The organism is Stenotrophomonas sp. ZAC14A_NAIMI4_1, assembly GCF_003086915.1.
Classification (GTDB): Bacteria; Pseudomonadota; Gammaproteobacteria; order Xanthomonadales; family Xanthomonadaceae; genus Stenotrophomonas.
In genome coordinates this window covers 994,976-1,009,172 of record NZ_CP026002.1, presented here as the reverse complement: position 1 = coordinate 1,009,172, position 14,197 = coordinate 994,976, and the positions used below count along the sequence as shown (strand labels likewise).

17 protein-coding genes are annotated in these 14,197 nt (G+C 68.4%); 8 read left to right on the top strand and 9 right to left on the bottom strand.

Annotation, left to right across the window (positions count from 1 at the left end; genetic code table 11):
• Window positions 1-120: 120 nt before the first annotated feature.
• The 4 genes from C1926_RS04640 (at window position 121) to C1926_RS04625 (ending at window position 2,594) form a co-directional block, all read left to right on the top strand.
• Window positions 121-570, top strand: a complete 450-nt coding sequence (locus tag C1926_RS04640) for a hypothetical protein (RefSeq protein ID WP_108760624.1) — start codon at window positions 121-123, stop codon at window positions 568-570.
• 81 nt (window positions 571-651) lie between these two features.
• Entirely contained in the window at window positions 652-1,011 is a 360-nt protein-coding gene (locus C1926_RS04635; RefSeq protein ID WP_108758380.1) for a hypothetical protein, read from the top strand.
• Between the two features lie 54 nt (window positions 1,012-1,065).
• Window positions 1,066-2,049 (top strand): hypothetical protein, encoded by a 984-nt coding sequence (locus C1926_RS04630; RefSeq protein ID WP_159095033.1) that lies wholly within the window; start codon window positions 1,066-1,068, stop codon window positions 2,047-2,049.
• The gene (locus C1926_RS04625) at window positions 2,046-2,594 is read left to right on the top strand and encodes a GTPase (protein WP_108758378.1); all 549 of its coding nucleotides are present in this window, start codon (window positions 2,046-2,048) and stop codon (window positions 2,592-2,594) included. Before C1926_RS04630 ends, C1926_RS04625 begins: the two co-directional genes overlap by 4 nt.
• On the opposite strand, the gene C1926_RS04620 is transcribed toward C1926_RS04625, so the two are convergent.
• From C1926_RS04620 to birA, 3 genes are read right to left on the bottom strand one after another with little or no spacing between them, the layout of a single operon-like run.
• Window positions 2,591-3,439: an SPOR domain-containing protein gene (locus C1926_RS04620; protein ID WP_108758377.1), complete on the bottom strand. Its 849-nt coding sequence runs from the start codon at window positions 3,437-3,439 to the stop codon at window positions 2,591-2,593. The two genes, C1926_RS04625 and C1926_RS04620, sit on opposite strands and share 4 nt — an antisense overlap.
• A gap of 10 nt (window positions 3,440-3,449) precedes the next feature.
• On the bottom strand, window positions 3,450-4,181 hold the full coding sequence (locus tag C1926_RS04615) for a type III pantothenate kinase (RefSeq protein WP_108758376.1): 732 nt from the start codon (window positions 4,179-4,181) through the stop codon (window positions 3,450-3,452).
• Window positions 4,178-5,143 (bottom strand): bifunctional biotin--[acetyl-CoA-carboxylase] ligase/biotin operon repressor BirA, encoded by a 966-nt coding sequence (birA, locus tag C1926_RS04610; RefSeq protein ID WP_108760623.1) that lies wholly within the window; start codon window positions 5,141-5,143, stop codon window positions 4,178-4,180. The genes C1926_RS04615 and birA overlap by 4 nt, the downstream gene beginning before the upstream one ends.
• A gap of 142 nt (window positions 5,144-5,285) precedes the next feature.
• Between birA and C1926_RS04605 the strand changes: the two genes are divergently transcribed.
• Together C1926_RS04605 and C1926_RS04600 are read left to right on the top strand one after the other, a co-directional pair.
• A complete protein-coding gene (locus tag C1926_RS04605; protein ID WP_079224897.1) occupies window positions 5,286-5,570 on the top strand; it encodes a hypothetical protein in 285 nt (94 codons plus the stop codon).
• A gap of 8 nt (window positions 5,571-5,578) precedes the next feature.
• Window positions 5,579-6,325, top strand: a complete 747-nt coding sequence (locus tag C1926_RS04600; protein ID WP_108758375.1) for a M90 family metallopeptidase — start codon at window positions 5,579-5,581, stop codon at window positions 6,323-6,325.
• 90 nt (window positions 6,326-6,415) lie between these two features.
• Here C1926_RS04600 and C1926_RS04595 read toward each other — a convergent pair whose 3' ends face one another.
• The 6 genes from C1926_RS04595 to C1926_RS04570 all read right to left on the bottom strand — a co-directional run bounded on the left by C1926_RS04595 (window position 6,416) and on the right by C1926_RS04570 (window position 12,330).
• Complete coding sequence (locus tag C1926_RS04595; protein WP_079224893.1) at window positions 6,416-7,840, bottom strand: sensor histidine kinase; 1,425 nt, start codon at window positions 7,838-7,840, stop codon at window positions 6,416-6,418.
• 22 nt (window positions 7,841-7,862) lie between these two features.
• Window positions 7,863-8,546 (bottom strand): response regulator transcription factor, encoded by a 684-nt coding sequence (locus tag C1926_RS04590; RefSeq protein WP_079224892.1) that lies wholly within the window; start codon window positions 8,544-8,546, stop codon window positions 7,863-7,865.
• Between the two features lie 71 nt (window positions 8,547-8,617).
• Window positions 8,618-9,019, bottom strand: a complete 402-nt coding sequence (locus tag C1926_RS04585) for a hypothetical protein (protein WP_079224890.1) — start codon at window positions 9,017-9,019, stop codon at window positions 8,618-8,620.
• A gap of 213 nt (window positions 9,020-9,232) precedes the next feature.
• Window positions 9,233-10,264: a tRNA dihydrouridine(20/20a) synthase DusA gene (gene dusA / locus C1926_RS04580; protein ID WP_108758374.1), complete on the bottom strand. Its 1,032-nt coding sequence runs from the start codon at window positions 10,262-10,264 to the stop codon at window positions 9,233-9,235.
• A gap of 58 nt (window positions 10,265-10,322) precedes the next feature.
• A complete protein-coding gene (locus C1926_RS04575) occupies window positions 10,323-10,760 on the bottom strand; it encodes a hypothetical protein (protein ID WP_108758373.1) in 438 nt (145 codons plus the stop codon).
• 115 nt (window positions 10,761-10,875) lie between these two features.
• On the bottom strand, window positions 10,876-12,330 hold the full coding sequence (locus C1926_RS04570) for a SulP family inorganic anion transporter (protein WP_108758372.1): 1,455 nt from the start codon (window positions 12,328-12,330) through the stop codon (window positions 10,876-10,878).
• Window positions 12,331-12,562: 232 nt separating this feature from the next.
• Between C1926_RS04570 and C1926_RS04565 the strand changes: the two genes are divergently transcribed.
• Together C1926_RS04565 and C1926_RS04560 are read left to right on the top strand one after the other, a co-directional pair.
• On the top strand, window positions 12,563-13,519 hold the full coding sequence (locus C1926_RS04565) for a cation transporter (RefSeq protein ID WP_237771993.1): 957 nt from the start codon (window positions 12,563-12,565) through the stop codon (window positions 13,517-13,519).
• Between the two features lie 109 nt (window positions 13,520-13,628).
• On the top strand, window positions 13,629-14,054 hold the full coding sequence (locus tag C1926_RS04560; protein ID WP_108758371.1) for an organic hydroperoxide resistance protein: 426 nt from the start codon (window positions 13,629-13,631) through the stop codon (window positions 14,052-14,054).
• Window positions 14,055-14,197 lie beyond the last annotated feature (143 nt).

Sequence of the window (14,197 nt, the reverse complement as noted above, 5' to 3'; positions counted from 1 at the left end):
ATTTAGCAAGCGTTTGGGCGAATGAAGACAAATGCGTGCTAGATTTCACAGTTCAGCGGTAGATTGCTTGACTTTGTTGTTTCGCACGGATCGCGCAGACGGTCCACAGGGGAGATGGCCGTGCAGCGCAGTACGATCCATCAGCTGGTTCGCCCGCAGGGCGAAACTCCGGCTGCAAGTTCGATGTACGACGTTGCCGCCATCGAGGCGGTGTTCGCGCAGGCGCGCCAGCGGCAAAGCAGCCTGAGCCTGTTGATGCTGTCCACCGCCGATGGTCGCTCCATTGCCGAAGCGTCCAGCCTGGATGCCGACGGCCGCCGCATTGCGGCCATGGCCAATTCGTTCCTGACACTGGGCGAGACCGTCTCGCGCGAGCTCAAGCTCAGCGAAGCCGACTACGCCACCATCTGCACGCGCATGGGCAACGTGGTGCTGATCCGCATCGCCGCCGCCCGCCCGATGACGCTGACCGCCGTCGGCCGCTCCGAATTGAACCTGGCCGTGCTGCTGTTCCACGCACGCGAATGCGCGCAGCGGCTGTTGCCGCTGCTGGACGCCCGCACGCCCTGATTGCCCCTGTTCGACCTCGTCTGCGCAGGCCCAGCCTGTGCTGTTTCCGTGTGCTCTCCCTGGAACTCAAAAGGATTTTTCGTGCCCGATCTCACCCTGGAAAAACTCAATGGCATCGCCGGTTTCGTCGGCGCTGCACTGGTCGACAGCGATAGCGGCATGGCGCTGGCCATGCTCGGCGGCGGCAACATCAACCTTGAACTGGCCGCAGCCGGCAACACCGAAGTGGTGCGCGCCAAGCGTCGCGTGGCCGAATCGCTGGGCCTGTCGGACAGCATTGAAGACGTGCTGATCACCCTGTCCAGCCAGTACCACCTGATCCGCCCACTGGAAAGCAACCCGCTGCTGTTCCTGTACGTGGTGCTGGACCGTAGCAAGTCCAACCTGGCCATGGCCCGCCATGAACTGAAGTCCGTCGAAAAGACCCTCGATTTCAGCTGATTGCTGTCCCAGTGGGGCGCTGCGCGGCAGTGCCCCACCCTGCGCCCCTTCCCCATGAACACTCCGATACGCTCGTTCCAGGTGGCTGCTGCCGGCCTGGACCTGCTGCACCACACCCGCTTGAAACTGGCCTGTTCGCTGCTGCTTTCCGAGCGCATGGACGTGGCCGTACGGCCCTGGGACGGTACCCCGGCCGATCTGGTGGTCGTGCATGTGGACCATCCCGACAGCCGTGGCGTGCTGGCCGATGCGAACGAGGCCAGCATCGCCGCGCTTCGCGTGTCGCGGCGTGCGACCCAGGCACTGGATGGCCTGTTGCCGCACGGTGCCACCGTGCGCGATTTCAACCAGCAGGTGCGCCAGCTGCTCGGCACGACGCCCGCCACGCCCACGCACGATGCCCCGGCCAGCAGCGGTGCAGCTGCGCCACTGCTGCTGCAGCTGGCCAACACTGCAGGCGAACCGCAGCTGCACCTGCTGCAGCGTGGCGCCATGTGGCTGCTGCTGGACCAGCACACGCGCAGCATCGCACTGCCGATGCAGATCAGCCTTGCCGATGTCTGTGCGCAACTGGATACGACCTCGTGGTCGGCGCAGAGGGTGGACCCCGCCGATTTCCAGCACCAGTACGCCTATCGGCTGCCCCAGCGGCAATCGCTGGAAGCACTGTATTTTGCGATGGCCCAATACCGGCCCGAACTGCTGCCGGCCGCGCCGGCGTCGCTGCAGCTGCGCCACTGGCCTGATCTGGCCGCCGCCGAAGTGCCCAGCGCCTGGCTGCCGGCCATTGCCCGTCTGCACGCGGGTCCGTGCAGCCTGGACACGCTGGCACAGCATTGCCATCTTCCCCGTGCCACCATGGCATCCCTTTTTTCGGCCGCGTCCGCCTGCGGGTTGGCGTTGTCCCCGGAGTCCGTCTTGCCGTCTGTCAGCCAGAGCGCCTTGGGCGCAGGCCGCGCCGCACCTGGCGATACCCCCTTCCTGCTGCGCCTGGCGCGTCGTTTCGGGCTGGGTCTGCCGCGGGGACATGCCGCATGAACCTGCCTGCCAACAAGCTGGTGTTCGTGGGCGTGATGGGCGCGGGCAAGACCACCGCCGTGCGCGCGATTTCCGATGTGGAGCCGGTCAGTACGGAAATGCCGCTGAGCGAGCACGCCACCGCCGACAAGACCGAAACCACCGTTGCCATGGACTACAGCTCCATCGCGCTGGACGATGGAGAGCTGCTTCACGTCTACGGCGTACCCGGGCAGCGCTACCTGGATTTCATGTGGCCGCTGGTGGCGGACGGTGCGCTGGGGGTGGTGGTGCTGGTCAGTGCCGGCACACCGGACCCGGTGCCGACCACGCTGGAACTGCTGCAGGATTTCGCGCGCATTGCACCGCAGGCCAGCCTCGCCGTGGGCATCACCCGCACCGATGAGCACCCCGGCTTCCTTCTGCCGGAATTCCGCGATGCCCTGTTCGCTGCAGGCATGCACCTGCCGGTGCTTCGCGTGGATGCGCGCTCGACCACCCAGGTGACCTTCCTGGTGAAGTCACTGCTCTCCTACCGCTACGCACAGGACCGCCAGGCCCGCTAGCGCAGTCGCGTGCATTCCAGCGACCGCTGCTGCGTAGCACCGCTGCGCTGCTGCACCTGCTTCGGTTCGCTGCCGGCAGCCAACTGCCCTTCCAGCCACCATTGCCCGGCGTCGCCACTGGCAACCAGGCGCGGCTGGAAGCCGGCGGCCTTCACGGCGGCAATGCGGCGCTCGGCGCCCTCGCGGTTGCGGTACTGGCCCAGGGCGATGGCGTTGCTCTCTTCGCCCTGGCTGATGATGTAGTAATCGCTGAGACCGGCGGCGACGATGCGCTTGACCGTGGCCTGCGCCTCTTCGCGGCTGGCGGCGGCTGGCAGCAGCACGCGGTAGCGGGTGCTGCCGCTGGCGGCGGGCTGTTCGCGCAGGCGCGCCGGGGCCAGCAGGCTGCCGGCGCGGCCTTGTGCGGCCACGGCGGCGGCACGGTCGGCAAACGGGCCCAGGGCGACGCAGCGCGGCGGTGCGGCGGGCTTCTCGGCAGCGGGCTTCGCTACGGCTGGCGCTTCGGCCACCAGCTCGGCGGGCTTGGCGGCGGCAGCCACGGCGGGCACTGCGTTGGCAGTGGGGGCGGCTTCGGCGGGCGGCGGTGTCGCCGGTGCCGGTGCCTCGGTGGCCGCCACGGCGGCGCTGGGCGCGGCTTCGCGCTCCTGCAGGGCCTCGGTGGGCGTGGCGGCGCTGGTCTGGGCCACGGCAGCGGCATCGGTGCCGCCCGGCAGCCAGCGCAGCTCGGCCACGCCGGTGGCGGGCTGGGGCGGCGTGGCCGGCGCGGGTTCACTGCGCAGCAGCCACCAGCTGGCGACGCCTACGTTGAGGATGGCCAGCACGACGATCAGGGCACGGGTCAGCATGCTGCCGATACTAGCCTGCGGGCTGGTGCACCGCCCAGCGGGCGAGGCCGTCCAGCACCAGCGACGGGTGGTAGTCGGCGCCGTCCAGCAGCGGCATCAGCGCGGGTGCGCCGCCGCCATGCACCAGCAGCGCGGGGGCCACGCCCAGCAGCGCCTGCGCGTGGCGGGCACTGCGTTCCACCAGCGCCACGGCAGCACCGTCGCAGCCGGAGGCCAGCGCATCGGCGGTGTCGTTGGCAAATTCGCTGTAGTCGCCCCCACTGGCCGGCAGCTGCACCGCACGCGCGTGCAGCGCTTCGCGCATGGTGGTGGGCGAAGCGGAAATGCGGCCGCCATGGTGCTGGCCCTCGGCGTCCAGCAGATCGATGGTCAGCGCGGTGCCCACGCCCACCACCAGCACCGGGCGGCGCGCGGTCGCGGCGGCCAGCAGGGCCAGGAAACGATCAACGCCGAATTTTTCCGGCTTGGCGTAGGCAATGCGCACGCCCGCGCATTCGGCACTGGTGCGCACCACGCGCACATCGCCGAAGCGGGCCTGCAGCTGCTGCAGCATGGCGGTGGTCAGCGACGGTGCGGCCACGCTGGCAACAAAGGCGATGCCGCCCGTGGGCAGGCTGTGCGGCGGCTGTGCGGCCATGCCTTCGGCGCCATGCGCCCAGGCCTGCACATCGCCGGCACGGTCACCCTGCAATGGCGCAAACTTGAAGCGCGAATTGCCAAGGTCGAACAACCAATCGCTCATGCCTTCCTCACGCTCACTTCGCCGGCGTGCAGCAGGCGCTCGTGGCCATCGATGCGCACGCGCAGGGCGCCGTCATCGGCCAGGCCCAGGGCGGTGCCGTGCTGCCATTGGCCTTCCAGTTCCACGCGCACCTCGCGGCCGGCCAGCATGTCGAAGGCGGCATAGCGCGGCAGGAACGGGGCCAGGCCCTCGCGGTCGAAGACGTCCAGCGCCGGCAGCAGGCGCGCCAGCACGGCGGCCACCACCACGTTGCGGTCCACGTGGGTACCGGCCAGGGCGTCCAGGTCCACCCACGGCTGGGTGATCTGTTCGGCGAAGGCCGGCGGCATGTGCACGTTGATGCCGATACCGATGACGGCACGCGCCGGGCCGGCGTACTCGCCGCCACCCTCGGCCAGCAGGCCGACCAGCTTGCGGCCGTCCACCAGCACGTCGTTGGGCCACTTCAGCTGCGCCTGGGTGTAGCCCAGGTCGTGCAGGGCCTCGGCCACGGCGATGCCGGCCACCAGGCTGAGCCCAGCCAGGCGGCCCAGGCCGCCGGAGAACAGCCGCAGCACCGAGAGATAGACGTGGGCAGCCAGCGGCGAGGCCCAGCTGCGGCCGCGACGGCCACGGCCGCCGGTCTGGCGCTCGGCCAGCAGGACGCAAACGCCGCGCTGTGGCGCGCTGCAACGCAGCAATTCGGCATTGGTGGAATCCACCGTCCAGGCCACCTGCAGCTCATGCAACAGGGCCACGGCGTCGTCGGGCAGGTGCGCGCGGATGGCCGCCGGGTCTAGCAGCTCCAGCGGCTGGCTCAGGCCGTAGCCCTCGCCTGCGCGGCCTTCGATGCCCACACCGGCAGCCCTAAGTCCTTGAATGCGCTTCCAAATAGCCGCCCGGGTCTGGCCCAGCTCACGGGCCAGGGCGTCGCCGGACAGGCGACCGGCAGCGAGTTTGGCCAGCAATTGGCGATCGTCCACGGCAGCTTCCACAAGGTCAGAACGGAATTATGCGGGAAAGCCGCCAGCGACGCCCGCGGGGTGCCAGGGGCGGGGCTTCCAATCCGGGGCCGGGTTCGGGCTAGAATCGGGAACTCACCCTCCCTTAACGTGGATGTCGTCAATGCGCCGTTATGCCCATTGCCTGATCCTGCTGACGATGCCCTTTGCGGCGTCGGCGACGGCATCGCTGGACGACAGCCGCGGGGGCTGCGTGTACTCCACCCCGGACGCGGCTTCGCAGCGTGCCGCCACGTCCACCGCTTCGGCCACGGCGGCCAAGCCGGCGCCGGTACGGCCGGCGGCCAGCAGCGCCACCAGCAGTGGCGGCGGTGGCAGCGATGACGATGTGCTGCAGCGCATCCGCGCGCCGAAGTGGCACAGCTACCTGCCGGGCATGTTCCGCTGATCAAGTCGTTGCTGCGGTGGCTGCGGCCTGCGCCGCGGCCGATTGAAGATGCGGTGTGGAATGAAGCCTGCGGCCGCGCCGCCTGGCTGCGGGGCCTGGGCGATGCGCGCCGCGCGCGCCTGCGCGTGCTGGCCACCCGCTTCCTGCATGAGAAGACCATCACCCCGATTGGCGAGCTGCAGCTGCAGGTGGCCGATGGCGTGCTGCTGGCCGCGCTGTGCTGCCTGCCGCTGCTGGAATTCGGCGAGGTCGGTCTGGAGGGCTGGTCGCAGCTGATCGTCTATCCCGACGCCTTCCGCGTGCACCGCAGCCACATGGATGCGGCCGGCGTGCTGCACGAATGGGATGACGAGCTGATTGGCGAATCGTGGGACAGCGGGCCGTTGATCCTGTCGTGGGCCGACGTGCAGGCCGACTTGGCCGCGCCGCACGAGGGCTACTGCGTGGCGGTGCATGAAATGGTGCACAAGCTGGACGCGCTGGATGGCGCGATGGATGGCACCCCGCCGTTGCCGCGTGCGTGGCAGCGCGAGTGGGCGGCGGCGTTCCAGCAGTCCTACGACGCGTTCTGCGCGCAGGTGGATGCTGGCGTTGAGACGCTGATCGACCCGTATGCGGCCGAGGCGCCGGAGGAGTTCTTCGCGGTGGCCAGCGAGTACCACTTCTCCGCGCCGGATCTGCTGGCGCAGGCGCTGCCGGAGGTAGCCGCGCACCTGCGGCGGTTCTATGGCGAGCCGCCGGCAATGGCCGATTGATTCATCCGTTCGCCGGGCATGGCCCGGCGGATCGAAGTGCACGTCGACCGGTAGCGCCGGGCCATGCCCGGCGGATCGAAGTGCCGGGGTTTACGGTCCTGGCGGCAGGCGCACTTCGAAGCGGGCGCCGCCCAGTTCGCTGGAACGGGCCACCAGCAGCTCGCCGCGGTAATCCTTGATCAGGTCCTGCACGATCGACAGGCCGATGCCGTGGCCCTGCACGCGCTCATCGCCGCGCACGCCACGCTGCAGCACCTTGCCGATGTCTTCCGGGGCGATGCCCGGGCCATCGTCGTCCACCGCCAGCAGCAGGCCGGCGCGGCGCGCGTTGGGTGCCGGCAGCGGCTGTGCGGTCAGCAGCACGCGGCGCTTGGCCCACTTGAAGGCGTTTTCCAGCAGGTTGCCCAGCAGTTCCTGCAGGTCGCCCGGTTCGCCGTGGAAACGCGCGGCCGGGTCGATGTCGAATTCGCACAGCACGCCCTTCGACGCGTAGACCTTTTCCAGGCCACGCACGATTTCCTCGGCGTTGGATTCCACCGGCAGCGGCGCGGAGAACAGCTTGTGGCCCGACGAGGCAGCACGCGCCAGCTGGTAGGACACCAGGTTGTTCATGCGCTGCAGCTGCACGTCCAGTTCCTCGCGCAGGGCGCCATCGCCGGCACCGCTGTCCATCTGCGTGCGCAGCACGGCGATGGGCGTCTTCAGGCTGTGCGCCAGGTCGGCCAAGGTGTTGCGCTGGCGCTCGAGGTTCTCGCGCTCGCTCTCGATGAAGGCATTGATGCTGTCGGTCAGCGGTTCCAGCTCGCGCGGGTGGCGCTCGCTCATGCGCTCGGTCTCGCCGCGCTGCACCTTGGTCAGCTCGGTGATGACCCGGCGCAACGGACGCAGGCTCCACTGCAGGATGACGGTCTGCAGCAGCAGCAGGATCAGGCCGATGCCGCCCAGGTAGAACCAGACCCGGCTGCGGAACACGCGCAGCTGCGCGCCCAGCGCGCGCGAGTCTTCCATCACGTAGATGGTGTACGGGAATTCGGTGGCGGGGTCGGCGTCGGCATCCCACACCAGGCCCAGGCCGTAGCGGTACACCGAGCCCTGGCTGCCGTCGATCTGGATCATCGGCAGCGGGCCTTCGAACACTTCCTGGCGCGGGGCCAGCAGGCCGCCGCCCACGGTGGGCAGCATCGGGCCTTCGGCGGACATCGAATTGCCCTTGCCGTCCGGCATCACCACCTGCAGGTACAGGCCACTGCCGGGCACGTCGAAGCGCGGATCCGGTGGCTGCTCGCGGATGTACAGCGAGCGGTCGCGGGTGAAATCGATGCCGGCCGCGTAGGCCGTGGCGTAGTTCTTCAGACGCTCACGCAGGTTCGCCTTCGCCGTATCGGCGAAGGCGGCATCCAGCGCGTAACCGGCCAGGGCCAGGAACGCGACCAGGCCCACGGACGCGGCGAACAGCTGGCGCGCCTGCAGTGAGCGCGGCCGCCAGCGTCGGAAGAACCACAGACGGCCGGACATCATTTATCGCCTTGTGAAAGGCTCAGCCCTCGTTGCGCGGGATCGCGAAACGGTAGCCGCGGCCACGCACGGTCTCGATCGGCTTCAGTTCGCCGTCCGGGTCCAGTTTCTTGCGCAGGCGGCCGATGAACACTTCCAGCACGTTCGAGTCGCGGTCGAAATCCTGCTGGTAGATGTGCTCGGTGAGGTCGGCCTTGGAGACCAGTTCACCGGCATGCATCATCAGGTATTCCAGCACCTTGTACTCGTAGCTGGTCAGGTCGACATTGCTGCCGGTGACGCTGACCGTCTGTGCTGCCAGATCCAGGGCAACCGGACCGCATTCCAGGGTCGGCTTGCTCCAGCCAGCGGCGCGGCGCAGCAGCGCGTTGACGCGGGCCAGCAGTTCTTCCACATGGAACGGCTTGACCAGGTAATCGTCGGCGCCCTGCTTGAGGCCTTCGACCTTGTCCTGCCAGCTCGAACGCGCGGTCAGGATCAGCACCGGGAATTTCTTGCCCTCATCGCGCAGGGCCTTGATCAGCTCCATGCCCGACATCTTGGGCAGGCCCAGGTCGATGATGCCGACGTCGAACGGCACTTCGCGGCCCATATAAAGGCCTTCCTCGCCGTCCTGTGCAGCATCGACGGCAAAACCTTCGCGCTTGAGCCGGGCTGCCAGGGTCTCACGCAGCGGGGCTTCGTCTTCGACCAGAAGGATACGCATGAACTCTCCCTAGTGTCCTGGGTGTGGCCCGGAGGCCTGTGGGTACGGTGTATTACGGCAACTATCCCTGTTCAGGGGTTATCGCCGCGTAGTGATGACATATCCGACCGCGGCGTGCGCGGCTGTGAACGTGCCGGGGCGGGATCGTCCATGTAGCGGACGCGGCCCCGGTCATCCATGTATTTGACCCGGTTGATGTCCCGGCCATCGAACGGCACGCGCTCGGCGCCGAGGATGTGGCCACCGGTGGAGCGTTGCACCCGGCGCACGGCATCGGACAACGAACGATCATCGCCACGGCCACCACGATCCATCATGTCCGTACGCATGTCCGCGCGCATGGCTGCACGCGGCTCACCGCCACCACCACCACCGCGCGGTGGCTGCTGGGCCATCGCTGCAGAAAGGGGGGCAGCCGCCAGGACCACGCAGGTGGCCAGAGCAATGCGGCGGTGGAAGGGAGCGGAAGACATCGATGCGATCCTAGCCGAGCACGGCGATTCGTTCAAAAGTCGTAAATCCGGAGCGCCGGATACGGAACCCGGCCTTTACATTTCCTTTGCAAATGATTGGTTTGGCGCGGTGAATCCGATCTGAACTTTTCCGGGTGCTCTCCGGCGTCGTTCATCTAAGTGAACATTCGGGACGAATCTACGGGCCTTGTCAAGTCAGGAACGTGACTGCGGTCACGCTGCAGCACGGTCCGATGCGCGCTCGGTGACCGCCAGCGCCTGCTCGATCAGCGCCCAGTCGGCGCCGGGGCGGTGTGCGCCCTCGCTCAGCACCTGGCGGAAGGCGCGGCCGCCCGGCTGGCCATGGAACAGGCCCAGCAGGTGGCGGGTGATGTGCTTCAGGGCCAGGCCCTCGCCCAGGCGGGCCTCGATGTAGGGGCGCAGCGCGCGCAGCAGTTCGCCACGCGGGCGCAGCGCGGCGCCGGTCTGCAGCGCTTCCAGCTGATGCAGCAGGTAGGGGTCGTGGTAGGCCGCGCGGCCCAGCATCACGCCGTCCACGTGCGCGGCCTGGGCCTGCACCGCCTCCACGGTGGCCAGGCCGCCGTTGATGACCACCGGCAGCGCCGGGCGCGCCTGCTTGAGGCGGTAGGCCCAGTCGTACTTCAGCGGCGGAACCTCGCGGTTCTCCTTCGGCGACAGGCCCTTCAGCCAGGCGTTGCGCGCGTGGACCACGACCATGGCGGCACCGGCGGCGACCTGGCGGTCGACGAAGCCGGCGAACACCTCGTAATCGTTGTCCTCGTCCACGCCCAGGCGGCACTTCACCGTCACCGGGATGTCCACCGCCGCAACCATCGCGGCCACGCACTCGGCCACCAGCGCCGGTTCGCGCATCAGGCAGGCACCGAAGCGCCCGGCCTGCACGCGGTCGGACGGGCAGCCACAGTTGAGGTTGACCTCGTCGTAGCCCCAGTCGGCGGCGATGCGCACGGCCTGCGCCAGCAGGGCCGGATCGCTGCCGCCCAGCTGCAGGGCCAGCGGCTGTTCGCTGGCGTCGAAGCCGAGCAGGCGCTCGCGATCGCCGTGGATGACCGCGTTGGCGTGCACCATCTCGGTGTAGAGCCGCGCACCCGGCGCCAGCACGCGGTGGAACACGCGGCAGTGGCGGTCGGTCCAATCCATCATGGGGGCAACGGACAGGCGCAGGGAATCGGCGTAACGGGCGGTGGCGGACGTCATCGGGGTGTTGATCGTGGAGACTGGCATTGCCAGTGAGATCAATAGTTTACACCGCGTGGCTGAATCTGCCCGCGCTGGCATCCCGTCAGAGTTCCTGCGGGCGCTCCGGCTCGATCACCGGCGCGTGCATCTCGTAGTCTGTCTGCTTCCAGCCACCGCCGCCGTCCCCCGACACCCATTGGAACGTCCAGGTCTCGATGAAGCCGCCAGGCAATTCGTTGGTGATGGTGATCCGCTCACCAGGCGCACCGGACCCTGGCAGCGGAACGGGCGTCGTCGCGCCCGCGCGAGCCAGGGCGTCGTACCCGACCCGGCGTTGGCGCACGGTCAGCCTTCCCGGCTCCATCACCCGGCGGTCCGCATCTGGAAGACCGTCCAGCCAACCCATGATCGCCGTTGCTTGGCGGGTACCGGCCCGATGATGTGACACGTGCTCGACGAACGCCGTCGGCGTCCCGGCGCCCGCGACGGCCGGTACCGGGGCCAGGCCAAGGGCCAGCAGCGGTGCGAGAAGAAGCGACATGTTCCTGCGTCCTGCCATTGTTCATTCCATGAGGTGTGCGCGATTGCACGCTACCAGCATGGGTTGCCCAGGGACATCAATCCATCAGGAAAATTGCAGTTGTACGCGCGACGGCTCAGTGCCCGCCGCGCGCGCCGCCCACCTGTTCGATGAGGGTCTGGCTGGCGGCATTGAGGCCCACCACCGTCACCTGCGCACCATGCGCGGCCAGCTTTTCCTGTGCGCGCTCCAGCGCGGCCACGGCGGTGAGGTCCCACAGATGGGCGTCGCACAGGTCGATCTGCACCTTCGGCGCGACGTGCTGGTAGTCGAAGGCCGCCCCGAGCTGGCCAGCCGAGGCAAAGAACACCTGCCCGCGCACGCGGTAGACCTGGGTATCAGCGGTGTCCTCACGCTGCACGTCCAGCATGCGGCCCACCTTGCGGGCGAAGAACAGCGCCGACAGCAGCACGCCGCTGAGCACGCCCTTGGCCAGGTCGTGGGTGGCCACGGTGACCACCACGGTCAGCAGCATCACCGCAGACGAGCTGCGCGGATGCGTGCGCAGGTCGCGCAGCGAGCGCCAGCTGAAGGTGCCGATGCTGACCATGATCATCACCGCCACCAGCGCGGCCATCGGGATCTGCCGCACCAGGTCGCTGCCGTACACCACCAGCACCAGCAGCAGCGCGCCGGCCACCAGGCAGGACAGGCGGCCGCGGCCACCGGAGGTCACGTTGATGACCGACTGGCCGATCATCGCGCAGCCGGCCATGCCGCCGAGGAAGCCGGTGACCGTGTTGGCCACGCCCTGGCCGACGCATTCGCGGTTGCGCTCGCTGGGCGTCTCGGTGATGTCCTCGACGATCTGCAGGGTCATCATCGATTCGAGCAGGCCGACCACGGCCAGCGTGGCCGACACCGGCAGCAGGATGCGCAGGGTTTCCCAGGTGAGGGGCACATCGGGAATGAGGAAGTGCGGCAGGCTGTCGGGCAGCTGGCCCATGTCACCCACGCTGCGCACGTCCACGCCGAAGCCGATGACCACGGCGGTGAGCACGACGATGGCGACCAGCGGCGACGGCACTGCGCGGGTGATGCGCGGCAGCAGGTAGATGATGGCCAGCGCGGCGGCGCACAGCACATAGACAGTGGGGCCGCGGCCGATCAGCTCGGGCATCTGCGCCAGGAAGATGAGGATGGCCAGCGCGTTGACGAAACCGGTGATGACCGAGCGCGAGACGAAGCGCATCAGCGAGCCGAGCTTGAACACGCCAGCCAGCACCTGCAGCAGGCCGGCAAGGATGCTGGCGGCAAACAGATACTGCAGGCCGTGGTCCTTGACCAGATCGACCATCACCAGCGCCATGGCGCCGGTGGCGGCGGAAATCATGCCCGGGCGGCCGCCGGCGATGGCGGTGACCACCGCGATCGAGAACGCGGCATACAGGCCGACCTTGGGATCGACGCCAGCGATGAGCGAGAAGGCGATGGCCTCGGGAATCAGGGCCAGGGCGACGACCATGCCGGACAGCAGATCACCACGGATGTTGCCGAGCCATTGCTGGCGCAGGGGGTAGGACGTTTGCATGGGAAAACTCCGCGCGCACGGGCAAAGGGCCACGTGGCGCTGCAGTGGAAAGACACGGGTTCCTGAGCCGGGCGGGCCGGCTGCCGAGGTGCGGCAAGGGTCAGGGTGGCGTGATCACTGCAGGCGGGTGTCGGTACGTGGGAGGCGCGCAGTCTACGGGAAGCCGCCCGGCGGCGGTAGCGCGGGCAGGCATTGAACGCAGCGTGACATGGCAGCGCCCTACAATCGGGCCATGGCCCTGCCCTCTCCCCGTTTCTTCGACCCCGCCACCGAACAGGGCGTGCTGCGCCTGTCCATTGCCTTCTCGCTGGCGGTCGCGCTGGCCGGGGTGGTGTTCGGCCTGCTGGCCAATTCCTCGCTGATCATCTTCGACGGCATCTACGGCCTGATCGACGTGGTGATGACCTGGCTGTCGCTGCTGGTGGCGCGCCTGATCGCGCTGTCCACGCAGACCGATGCGCTGCAGTCGCGGCTCAACCAGCGTTTCACCATGGGCTTCTGGCACCTGGAGCCGATCGTGCTGGGGGTAAGCGGCCTGCTGATGATCGGCGCGGCGCTGTACGCGCTGGTCAACGCGGTGGATGCGCTGATGTCCGGCGGTCGCCATATCGCGCTGGGGCCGGCGATTGTGTTCGGCGTGGTGTCACTGCTGGCGGAAAGCGCGTTCGGCGCCTTCGTGTGGCGCGCCAACCGTCGCATCGGCTCGGACTTCATCGCGCTGGATGCAAAGAACTGGGTGATCGCCGCCAGCATGTCGGCCTGCTACGTGGCCGCGTTCGTGGGCGGGGTGCTGGTGCAGGGCACATCGCTGGCCTGGGTCGGGCCTTATATCGATCCGGCCATCCTGGCGGTGGTCTGCCTGTTCGTGATGGTGGCGCCGCTGGGCACGGTGCGGCGGGCGCTGGCCGGCATCCTGCTGGTGACCCCGCCGGACCTGCAGGCGCACGTGGACGCCGTGGCGCGCGACATCGTGGCCCGCCATGGCTTCGTCGAACACCGCAGCTACGTGGCCCAGGTCGGCCGTGGCGAGCAGATCGAGCTGTTCTTCGTGGTGCGCGAGGACGACCCGCCGCGGCCACTGGTGGAGTGGGACCAGCTGCGCGATGAGATCGGCGATGCACTGGGCGAAGCGTCCCCGGACCGCTGGCTGACCATCATGTTCACCACCGACCGCGAGTGGACGATCTAGGTCGACAGGACGATGTGTCAAATATTCAGGACGAACTATCACCCATCGTCCTGCAGGACCGGGCAAAGTAGACCCATCGAAACACCCACCCACTGACCAGGAGCATCCCATGTCCATCGAAAAGGTTCTGTACACCGCCCAGGCCACCTCCACCGGCGGCCGTGAAGGCCGTTCGGTCTCCTCCGACAACGTGCTGGACATCCAGCTGTCGACCCCGCGCGAGCTGGGCGGCGCCGGCGGCCCGGGCACCAACCCGGAACAGCTGTTCGCGGCGGGCTACTCGGCCTGCTTCCTGGGCGCGCTGAAGTTCGTGGCCGGCCAGGCCAAGGTCGCCCTGCCGGCCGAGACCACCGTCACCGGCAAGGTCGGCATCGGCCAGATCCCGACCGGTTTCGGCATCGAAGCCGAGCTGACCATCAACGCCCCGGGCGTGCCGCGCGAACAGCTGGAAGAGCTGGTGCAGAAGGCGCACATCGTCTGCCCGTACTCCAACGCCACCCGCGGCAACATCGACGTGACGCTGATCGTTGCCTGATGCGGTCGGGGTCGCTGTGGGGTCGGATCCCTTTGCCAAAAGGGCTCTGACCCCATCCCGACCCATCGCGTCGTCCTCGGGGTCAGAGCCCTTTCGCGCCGCGAAAGGGATCCGACCCCAAAAAAATGGGCGGATGCCGGTCG